General features: G+C 39.8%; 7 protein-coding genes. All 7 read left to right on the top strand.

The genetic code is table 11. The features are described 5' to 3' along the window. Positions 1-669: replication initiation factor domain-containing protein (locus L1272_RS22600; RefSeq protein ID WP_235374340.1), on the top strand; the 669-nt coding region annotated here is incomplete at its 5' end. After that, positions 666-974 carry a hypothetical protein gene (locus tag L1272_RS22595; protein ID WP_235374339.1) on the top strand — a complete coding sequence of 103 codons (309 nt, stop codon included), beginning with the start codon at positions 666-668 and terminating at the stop codon, positions 972-974. The genes L1272_RS22600 and L1272_RS22595, both read left to right, overlap by 4 nt. Before the next feature lie 2 nt (positions 975-976). Further along, positions 977-1,213 carry a hypothetical protein gene (locus L1272_RS22590; RefSeq protein ID WP_105181043.1) on the top strand — a complete coding sequence of 79 codons (237 nt, stop codon included), beginning with the start codon at positions 977-979 and terminating at the stop codon, positions 1,211-1,213. 12 nt (positions 1,214-1,225) lie between these two features. Beyond that, a complete protein-coding gene (locus tag L1272_RS23165) occupies positions 1,226-1,360 on the top strand; it encodes a membrane protein (RefSeq protein WP_008467240.1) in 135 nt (44 codons plus the stop codon). 113 nt (positions 1,361-1,473) lie between these two features. Then, positions 1,474-3,009: a hypothetical protein gene (locus L1272_RS22585; RefSeq protein WP_235374338.1), complete on the top strand. Its 1,536-nt coding sequence runs from the start codon at positions 1,474-1,476 to the stop codon at positions 3,007-3,009. A gap of 3 nt (positions 3,010-3,012) precedes the next feature. Next, a complete protein-coding gene (locus L1272_RS22580; RefSeq protein WP_105182016.1) occupies positions 3,013-3,330 on the top strand; it encodes a hypothetical protein in 318 nt (105 codons plus the stop codon). A 2-nt stretch (positions 3,331-3,332) separates the two neighbouring features. Beyond that, positions 3,333-3,890 (top strand): zonular occludens toxin domain-containing protein, encoded by a 558-nt coding sequence (locus L1272_RS22575; protein WP_235374337.1) that lies wholly within the window; start codon positions 3,333-3,335, stop codon positions 3,888-3,890. Positions 3,891-4,387: the final 497 nt, after the last annotated feature.

Below are 4,387 nucleotides of genomic sequence, written 5' to 3'. Positions count from 1 at the left end.
CGTTTGGACATTGCTTACGATGACTATGACGGCGAAAAGTCTGTTCTAAATTACTTCCAAAATCTTGAAGAAGGCGGCTTCTGTAAAACGAACCAAGCGCCCTCTTTCTCATGGATTCAAACTGGCGAATTGCAAAAATTATCTAATGAGCAACAAGCTCTTTGGAAGAAAAAACACGGCTGGCAAAAGCGCTATGACTGCGTAGCCAATGGCGGAAACACCCTTTATGTAGGAAGTCGCAAAAATGGAAAAATGGCGCGTATCTATGAAAAAGGCAAGCAAATGCAAAGTGAATCCCAACCTAATTGGGTGCGTGCTGAGCTTGAGCTTAGGTCTATTGACCGTGTTATCTCCTTGGATGCACTTCTCAATACCGATGCCGTTTTTGCTGCTGCATACCCTGCTTTTGAGTTTGTTAGCGCTAAACGTCTTGAGATTAAAACCACCACTCGCAAACCAAAACACAACGGAATATTAGTTGCTGAAAGACTAGAACGCTACTGCGCACAGTCTTACGGCAAGTACTTAAATTTCTTACGTCACGTTAAAGAACTGACTGATAACGAAATCATTAATCAATTAACTAAAGGCCTTAATCCCTGGGATATCCCCGACTCTATTAATCAGGCCTGTATATCACCACCAAATCAAATGGAGTTAACCCCATGAAAGTAACATTACTATCTGCCGCAAATGGTAAAGGTATTTCTCAAAAAACTGGTGCACCTAAGCACTACGCATTTTCGTCTATCAGCTACTTAGTACCTGAAAAGGACTTTATCCAAGGTGATCACCAAATCCAGAAATGCGGCTTTGAACCAAAGTCTTTAAACATCCTTGATGAACAGTCTTTGTATCAAAAGTTTAAAAACATCTTAGACCAACACGGTATTTGTCAGGTTGATTTAACCCTACAACCTGACCCAGAAAACATGTCTCGAAACGTGGTTTCAGATGTAAAGCTGGTTAGCTAACCATGCAATGTATTTATCTAAATGCTGACGGCACGTTGACTGCAACAACTGAAACACTCGAACAATGCTCAGGCTATGTTCTAGTTCCTAGCCATGATGCGGCGGCCTATGTTGAAAGCATTCAGATAACGGCTCTTGAGATTGGAGAGTCATTTACTTGGGGCTTTGGCCTCGTCGTTCTGTTCGGGTTTTTGTCATTTAAAGTAAAAGCAGCCCGAATGGTAATAAACAAACTTTAAAAGGAAATCAACATGACTGATATTTTCGCAGCAGTAGATATGGCAGGCGTTGCAACGTTCGTAGGTGCAACTGGTGTTTTAATCGTTGGCGTTGCACTCGCTTACAAGGGTATCACTCTTGCCAAGCGTGCAGTTGCTAAAGCTTAAGGCATAAAAATATGGGCGGCCTAATAGTCGCCCTTATCTACACAATATGTGCATTGATAGGGGCTTTAACTGGTTTCATAGTTTGTAAAAATTTCGGTTGGGGATAGCAGCCAATGAAAAAAACTCTTTATGCAATGGCGCTTTTTAGCGCTTTTTTTGTTTCTTCGAATGAGGGTGAATACAACCCTGATTCTTTAATTCCCGCTAAGAATGAACAAGTAACCGGTTACACTGAATGTTATAAGCTAATCACAGATAGATACCCTTTATACAACAGTCGCCAGTCTATAACTATTATTCAAGGCACTGACGCATCAGCTTGTTTAGAAAATACGTGGCAAGGTGTCGCTGCGTATGCTGGTATTTCCTATACGTTTGATACACAGAACGTAACAAGGAATGATGCAAATTATCAGTATGTTGACTTTAATTTCAAAGCAGATGAAAACCAATCAACTGCTTGGAAAAACAATGTCGTTGCAATGGGTGCGCGTGTTTACAAGACTCAATCGTCTGACTTTTATTCGTGTCCACCTGACGGTAATCCACTTCATACTATTGCTGTTGGTTCTGGCTCTTCAATGATGTGTGGTAAACCAATTGGCACACCAGAGCCAGACCCAAGTGATTGTGATGAATTTGGTAATAACAGTTTTTTACCACCAAATGATAGTTTAAACGTACCCGCTGGAGGTTCAGTTTGTTACACAACAGCGAGTGGTTCACAATGCAAATTTAAACAAAACCCTTTCGGCTCAGGCTTTGAACAAACTGGTGAACAATGCACTGGTGAAGAACCTCCCTACCCTAAGCCCGACATAGCACCACCGGATAACGCTGATAACCCTAATGCATGTGCAACTGTTGGCTCAACAGACCTTTATGCTATATGCCCTGTAAATCCGAATGATGTGTGCAATCGAATTATTGTCGCGGGTGATGGTGGCGACAAAATTATGAACCAATGCCCTGCTGGTTGTGGCTCTGTAGATGGTCAGTATGTATGTGCTTATCCTGATTCAAATGGTGACGGTATTCCAGACCAAAACCAAGAACCCGAAAAAGGTTCTGATACAAAAGACCCAAACGACCCGAATGATGAAACACCCGATTCAACTAAAACGAATAACCTTCTTTATGGCTTGGATAAAAAGTTAGGTGTTGGGAACTCTCGATTAACGGGGATTAAAACAGGTATTGAGGGCATGACTAAAGAGCAAATTAAAGGAAATGGCTCATTAGCTGCCATTGCATCTAATACCGCTAAGACAGCAAATAACACATTAGGCACATCTGAAAACACAGCTGAAATCCTTAAATCCATTTCTGAAACGGAGATTGGTGATTCCTTTAACCCTGAGAATGCAGCTAGTTTTTATGAATCAGAATATGAAGAAGGCTTTGCAGGTGTATGGCAAGAAAAATCAGGTGAATTTCAGCAAACAGAAGCGTATCAATTTTTACAGCAATTTAAGTTCAATGGTGGCGGTTCTGCACCTGATACCAGTATTTGTTTTAACTTGGGTCAATTTATGGATTTTGGTTGTTCTGAACTTCCCGTTCCTGATGCTGGCCTGTTAGCAATTCTTAAAGTGTTTATTTTAATTTCAGCGGCTTTTCTTTGTCGCCGTTTGATTTTTGGAGGTTAAGTCATGCTTGATTGGTTACAAGAAACGTGGAATGAAGCGAAAGAATTTTTATATAGCATCGTTTTAACAGTGTTAGAACTATTAAAAGATCTGGCTATTTGGATATTCGAAAGCTTCCTTGAAATATCTATCTTAGCAATTCATGGCCTTGATAGTGTGTTTGCTGGTTTGGATATCGCGTCGCATATTAATTCATTACCCCCTGCTGTTTCCTTCTATGCCTCATCGTTAGGACTATCTCAAGCAATGAGCATGATAATAATTTCATTAGGTATTCGGTTCTTATTGCAGTTAATTCCATTTGTTAGATTAGGGAGTTAATCATGATTCATGGTATCTCTGGTAAAACGGGCGGCGGCAAAAGCTATGAAGCGGTTGTCCGCCATATCATCCCAACAGTGACAGAACACAAACGAAAAGTAGTAACAAACTTACCGCTTGATGTTGAACACTTTTGTTCTATCTATGGTGAGTATTGCCGCGACTTAATTGAAGTTATTGACGGTGAGTTTCACAACTACGGTGGTCAACGCCCGTTCTCTAAAAAAGAGCATTACCTTCAATATGAAGATTGGCAAAACGAAGAAGGTAATCGTGTTTACTTCTTTGTTGATGAATGTCACTTAGCACTTCCCCAGCAAGGCACCGATAAAGAAGTAAAACAGTTTTACGATATGCATCGTCACTACGGTTTCGACATAATGCTGATTACTCAAAACTTTAGAAAAGTAGATAGAGATATACGCGACTTAGTGGCTAACCATTATCGTGCTATCAAAAAATCAATGATGGGTCAGGATGATAAATACATTCTAAAAGTCCATGATGGGTCTTCGGCAACAAACGCAACGGTTGTTGCTACTCACGAACGTGAGTACTGAGGTAGTCAATAGCCGTGTTATAGCACCTTTAAAAGCACGCTTTAATAAGAGACAACAAAAACGCTTCTCTACTAATGAAAGTTATTTCGAATGTGATGGCAGACAATACTGTAAGCAAATGACATCCATTGAAGAAGCCTATTTTTTCAATGGGCATTGTCCAAATACTGATTTAGATAGTGATTATGATGGTGAGTTATGTGAAGGTGATCCTAGGTTTTAATTTCTATAGTTTAACTTTAATTCTAAATTCTATTTAGAATTAAAGTTTTCCTCCGCATTTACGAAAAAATATGAATTTTCTTAATTTCATATCAATTACTTAGGTGTAACTTGATATAGGACAAAACTTATTTAAATAAGACTTTCCTGGCGTTGTTTCCTAAAAGTTTGAACTATCTTGCCAGCCTGTGATCAGATCATCTATATCCTACTAGCCCGTGCAACAACAATGAGCAAAATCACAAACTGGTCTCACTATAATCAAGCCCTCGTTA

Source organism: Pseudoalteromonas sp. PAST1, assembly GCF_021532515.1.
In the GTDB taxonomy this organism is placed as follows: domain Bacteria; phylum Pseudomonadota; class Gammaproteobacteria; order Enterobacterales; family Alteromonadaceae; genus Pseudoalteromonas; species Pseudoalteromonas simplex.
This window is presented reverse-complemented; position numbering and strand designations above follow the sequence as displayed.